This window comes from Corallococcus sp. CA053C (genome assembly GCF_003611675.1).
In the GTDB taxonomy this organism is placed as follows: Bacteria; Myxococcota; Myxococcia; order Myxococcales; family Myxococcaceae; genus Corallococcus.
The window spans coordinates 1-4972 of record NZ_RAWA01000564.1 but is presented as its reverse complement, the minus strand read 5'-3'; the positions used below and the strand labels follow the sequence as shown (position 1 = coordinate 4972).

At 71.6% G+C, this 4972-nt stretch carries 6 protein-coding genes; all 6 read right to left on the bottom strand.

Going from position 1 to position 4972, the window contains the following annotated elements; all coding sequences use genetic code 11:
- Positions 1–166: 166 nt before the first annotated feature.
- The 6 genes from D7V97_RS39945 to ribE are packed head-to-tail and all read right to left on the bottom strand — an operon-like array spanning position 167 to position 4922.
- A complete protein-coding gene (locus D7V97_RS39945; RefSeq protein WP_120615816.1) occupies positions 167–730 on the bottom strand; it encodes a chemotaxis protein CheW in 564 nt (187 codons plus the stop codon).
- A 35-nt stretch (positions 731–765) separates the two neighbouring features.
- Positions 766–3078, bottom strand: coding sequence for a chemotaxis protein CheA (locus D7V97_RS39940; RefSeq protein ID WP_120615815.1), 2313 nt, complete (start codon positions 3076–3078; stop codon positions 766–768).
- Positions 3075–3449, bottom strand: coding sequence for a response regulator (locus D7V97_RS39935; RefSeq protein WP_120615814.1), 375 nt, complete (start codon positions 3447–3449; stop codon positions 3075–3077). The genes D7V97_RS39940 and D7V97_RS39935 overlap by 4 nt, the downstream gene beginning before the upstream one ends.
- A gap of 57 nt (positions 3450–3506) precedes the next feature.
- On the bottom strand, positions 3507–3998 hold the full coding sequence (locus tag D7V97_RS39930) for a M17 family peptidase N-terminal domain-containing protein (RefSeq protein WP_120615813.1): 492 nt from the start codon (positions 3996–3998) through the stop codon (positions 3507–3509).
- Complete coding sequence (nusB, locus tag D7V97_RS39925; protein ID WP_120615812.1) at positions 3995–4417, bottom strand: transcription antitermination factor NusB; 423 nt, start codon at positions 4415–4417, stop codon at positions 3995–3997. Before nusB ends, D7V97_RS39930 begins: the two co-directional genes overlap by 4 nt.
- A 4-nt stretch (positions 4418–4421) precedes the next feature.
- A complete protein-coding gene (gene ribE / locus D7V97_RS39920) occupies positions 4422–4922 on the bottom strand; it encodes a 6,7-dimethyl-8-ribityllumazine synthase (RefSeq protein ID WP_120615811.1) in 501 nt (166 codons plus the stop codon).
- Between the last annotated feature and the right edge of the window lie 50 nt (positions 4923–4972).

The following is a 4972-nucleotide window of genomic DNA, read 5'->3' as shown; positions in this document are numbered from 1 at the left end:
GGGATGACGCGCTGGGGCGGGAGGATCTCCTCCACGCGCATGATGTCCATCACGTACTCCTCGTTGCCCACGAAGAAGGCGCACAGCTGCACCTCCGCGTCGACCGTCGGAGCGTCGTCGGCCGTCACGCCACGCGGACGGCGGGCCAGCAGGTTCACGGGGTCCGTCATGGGGCGAGCGCCTGCTCCGGATCCAACAGGATGTAGAGCTGCGAGCCCTTGCGGCCCAGCCCCGCCACGCAGTCGCGGTCTCCACGCAACCCCGCGGGCGACAGCTCCACCATGGATGGCTTGAGCCGCACCACGCCCGCCACCGAGTCCACCCACACGCCCGCGGGCCCGTCCTGCGTCTTGAGCACCAGGATGCGCGCGGCCTTGGGCGGCAGGCCCGCGTCCGGACCCGCCACGAGCGGCGGCACGTCCGACAGTCGCAGCCGCAGCTTGATGTCGTAGACGGGCAGCAGCTCCCCGCGCAGGTTCATCACGCCCAGCAGCTGCGGCTCCGCGCGAGGAATCTCCGTGAGCAGCGGCACCTTGCAGATCTCCCGCACGGTGAGGATGGGGACCGCGTAGCACTCCGTCTCCAGGCGGAAGGCCAGGTACTCGGTGGGCTCCTCCTCCAGGACGCGCGGGGCCAGCCCGTCGCTGCCCGCGGCGAAGTCCAGCAGGCCGCTGACGTCCTCGTCCGGGCGGTAGAAGAACGCGTCGAGCAGGGCTTCGAAACGGGACACGGCCGGGAAGATAGCAGCCCCCCGGCACCGGTGCCTCAGGCGCGGCGCCGCTCCTGCGCGATGCCCTCTTCCAGCAGCTCCGCCACGTCCAGCACCAGCACCGTGCGCCGGTTGCCCAGGTCGGTGGCGCCGGAGATGCCCTTGACGGCGCTCAGCCGGCCGCCCAGGGGCTTGGTGACGATGTCCTGCTGGCCGAACAGCTCGTCCACGGCGATGCCCAGCCGCTGCTGCGCCAGGCCCACCACGACGACGAAGTGGCGGTTGACCTCGCGCTCCGGCAGGTGGAACAGCCTCCCGAGCCGCAGGAAGGGCAGCGTCTGTCCGCGCAGGTCCAACACCTCGCGGCGCTCCACCGTGCGGATGTCGTGCGGCTGCACGGCCAATATCTCCAGCACGCTGTTGAGCGGCACCGCGTAGGTGCGGCCGCTCACGCCCACCACCAGCGCGCGCACGATGGCCAGCGTCACCGGCAGCGTCAGGTGGAAGGCCGTGCCCTTTCCGCGCTCGCTCCACACGTCGATGATGCCGGAGAGGTTGCCCAGGTTGTTCTTCACCACGTCCAGGCCCACGCCCCGGCCGGACAGCGCGCTGACGCTGGAGCGCGTGGAGAAGCCCGGCAGGAAGATGAGGTTGAGCAGCTCGCGCCGCGTCATCTCGCTCACCTGCGAAGGCGTGACGAGCCCGCGAGACAGCGCCACCTCGCGCACCCGCGCCTCGTCGATGCCGGAGCCGTCGTCGCTCACGCTGATGAGGACGTGGTTGCCCTTCTGCTCGGCCCGCAGGCGCACCACCGCGCGCCGAGGCTTGCCCGCCGACAGCCGCGCCTCCGGCCCCTCCGCGCCATGGTCGATGGCGTTGCGGATGAGGTGCATCAGCGGGTCGCTCAGCTCCTCGACGATGAGCTTGTCCAGCTCCACCTCGCCGCCGGTGCTGACGAAGTCGATCTCCTTGCCCGCCTCGCGAGCGATGCGCCGCACCAGCCGCGCCAGCTTGTCGAACACCTGGCCCACCGGGACCATGCGCGCTTCGAGCAGCCCCTCCTGCAGGGCCTCCAGCTTGCGCTCCAGCTGCCGCGTCTCCCGCGACAGCTCCTGGCCGAACAGCTTGGACAGCGCCACCGTCCCGTCCTGCCGGGACGCCTCCGCGAGCCGCTGGAGGTTCGCCTTGATGAGCAGCAGCTCGCCCACCATGTTGATGAGCCCGTCCAGCCGCCCGATGTCCACGCGCACCGTCTGCGTGAGCGAGCGCAGCGACGTCTCCTCCGGCCGGGGACGCCCCGCGGGCAGCGGCGCCGACGCGGCGGACTGGAGCCCGAGCGTCGTGGACGACGGGCCTGCCACCGTCCTCATGCGCGGGGGGCCTGCACTCCCGGACGTGGGCAGGGCCACGAGCCCGGGAGTTCCATGGGACGTCGTCTCGGAGGGCACGTCCCGCGTGGTGGCGCCGGTGTCCGCCGAAAGCAGCGGCTGGAGCGGTCCCGCTTCCAGGGCCAGCGGCCGGGCGCGCGTCCCCTTCTTCTTGCCGCCGCGCTTCGTGCGGGGCGCCACGGCGTCAGCAGGCGGGAGGACCGGGGCCACGTCCGCCCCGGAAGGAGGCCGCACGACCAGCGGCGCCAGCTCCGCGGGTGTGCCCTGGAGCCCCGCCTCCAGCGCCTGCGCATCCACCTTCGCGCCGAAGATGAGGTCGAACGCGATGCCGGTGGCGCCGCCGGGCCGCGACGAAGGCAGCGTGCTGATGACCTCGCCCAGGGGCTTGAGGCGCGCGTTCAGGTCCGCGAGGCCCTGGTCGAAGTCAGTGAGGTCGAACGCGGCGCGCACCCGCCACAGCGCCACCCCGCGCCGCACGTTCTCGCGCAGCCGGTGTTCCTCGTACTCGGTGAAGACGGCGCGCACCTGCGCGTCCAGCTCCAGCCGCTCCAGCGGATCCTCCTCCACGGGCGGCGCGGGCGAGCCCATCCGCGCCAGCCGCTCCTCCATGGCGCGCGTGCGACGGGTGAGGTCGTCGCCCTCCTCGCCCCGCGACGTCTCCCCCAGCAGCGACTGGAAGGTGTCCAGCGCGTCCACCAGCGCGTCCAGCACCTGGTCGTCCAGCGTCAGCCGTCCCAGCCGGAGCCGGTCCAGCAGGTCCTCCGCGGCGTGCGCGAGCTGGGTGATGCGCTCCTGGCCGAAGAGGCCCGACAGCCCCTTGAGCGAGTGGGCCGCGCGGAAGATGCCGTTGATGCGCTCCGGATCCGCCTCCTGGTCGCGGGCCTCGTCCAGCGCGAGCAGGTCGCGGCCCAGCGCATCGAGGATCTCCGTGGCCTCGGCGACGAACTCCGCCAGCGCCTTGCCCCCGTGCTGCGTCGTCACAGCGGCTTCAGGAAGCGCCGCAGGAGCGCCTCCAAATCCTCCGGCAGGAACGGCTTGACCAGGTAGCCCGCCGCGCCCAGCGCCATCCCCCGCGAGCGGTCCTGCTCACGCCCCTCGGTGGTGACGATGATGAGCGGCACGTCCCGGTAGTTGGGGTTCTTCTTGACGAAGTTGATGAGCTCCAGCCCGTTGATGTCGGGCATGTTGATGTCGGTGATGATGAGGTCGAACCGCTGGCGGGGCAGCAGCTTCAGCGCCTCGAAGCCGCTGGCGGTGGTGACGGCCTCGACGCCGTCCACGGCCTCCACGGTCGCGGCGATGTGCTCGCGCGACACCTTGGAGTCCTCGACAATCAGCACCTTGAACTTCATCGCGCGCACGCCTCGGAAGACGGGATGCTAGCAGAACACCCGCCCCCGCGCAGCGCGTTACCCCCTGCGGGATGACAGCGACCCGACAAGCCCCTTGTCCGCGAGCAGGGACACCCGTGCCCCCTTGAACGCGGGCAGGAACTGCCGCTGGTACGCCTCCGCCCGGGCCGCGTCACTCAAGCCCGGCCCTCCGGGGACCTCCAGGGCCACCGACTCCACCTTCGCCCGGCTCAGCACCTTCGCCGCGCCCGAGAGCGCCTCGCCCAGCGCGGCGGCGTCCAGGCGCTTTCGCGGCCCCAGCCCCACCACGAAGATGCGCGGCACGGACAGCTTCCCGTCGGACGGCAGCAGGAGCCAGTCGTCCTTCACCCCGGTGAAGAAGCCGCCCAGCAGGACGCGGGACAGGGCGCCGCACAGCCGCCAGTCCACGTAGCCCGCGGAGGAAGGCAGGGGCCGGTCGTCCTCGGCCACGAAGAGGCACAGGGCGTCCACCCCGGCCAACGCGTCCAGGCCCTCCAGGCCCACCTCCAGGGTGCTCGTCTGGCTCACGGCTTCCCGAGCGCCACCGCGACGCGGTCCAGGAGGCCGTTGACGAACGCGCTCGACTCCTCCGTCCCGAAGTTCTTCCCCAGCTCCACCGCCTCGTTGATGGTCACCTTGCGGGGGATGTCCGGGCGGTACTTCAACTCGAAGATGCCCAGGCGCAGCACGTTCCGGTCGATGCGGGACATGCGGTCCAGGCGCCAGTTGTGGCTGTGGCGCTCGATGAGGGCGTCAATCTCCTCACGGTGGGCTTGCACGCCGTCCACCAGCTCCTTGGCGAACTTCACCGCGTCCGGCTCCGGCTTGCCGTCCTCCGCCGAGGCGGCCCACGCCGAGTCGAGGGCCTCCCGGGCGGCGCCCTGGGCCATCTCCAGCTGGTAGAGCGCCTGCAGCGCCCGCTCCCGTGCCGTTCTGCGCGCGCCCATGCGGTCAGCCCTTCCGTTCCGCGGCGGTCATGCGCGCGTAGAGGTTGACCATCTCGATGCAGGCCACCGCGGCCTCCGCGCCCTTGTTGCCCGCCTTCACGCCCGCACGGTCGATGGCCTGCTCCACGGTATCGCACGTGAGCACGCCGAACGTCACCGCCGCCGGCTTCGGACCCGACGCCGCACTGAACGCCACCGAACCAATGCCCTTGGCGCACTCGCCCGCCACGTAGTCGAAGTGGGGGGTGCCGCCGCGAATCACCGCGCCCAGGATGACGAGGCCCGCGTACTGCCCGCCCTCCGCCACGCGCCGCGTGAGGCCGGGCAGCTCATACGTGCCGGGGCAGCGGTACACGTCGATGGCGTCGTCCTTCACGCCATGGCGGACCAGCGTGTCCACGGCGCCCTTCAGCAGCTCCTCCGTGATGAAGCTGTTGAACCGGGAGACGCAGATGGCGAACCGGCCCTGGGGGGGGAGGAAATCCCCTTCGAAATAGCGAGGCATGGCGCGCTCCTTACACCACCCCGCCCCCCGGCGTCTGCACGGGGTTTGCC

Bases quoted from the DNA above. Each gene is read 5' to 3' on its own strand.
- D7V97_RS39935 (WP_120615814.1), bottom strand. From the start codon at position 3,449: ATGAAGTTCAAGGTGCTGATTGTCGAGGACTCCAAGGTGTCGCGCGAG.
- nusB (WP_120615812.1), bottom strand. From the start codon at position 4,417: ATGGGCGCGCGCAGAACGGCACGGGAGCGGGCGCTGCAGGCGCTCTAC.
- ribE (WP_120615811.1), bottom strand. From the start codon at position 4,922: ATGCCTCGCTATTTCGAAGGGGATTTCCTCCCCCCCCAGGGCCGGTTC.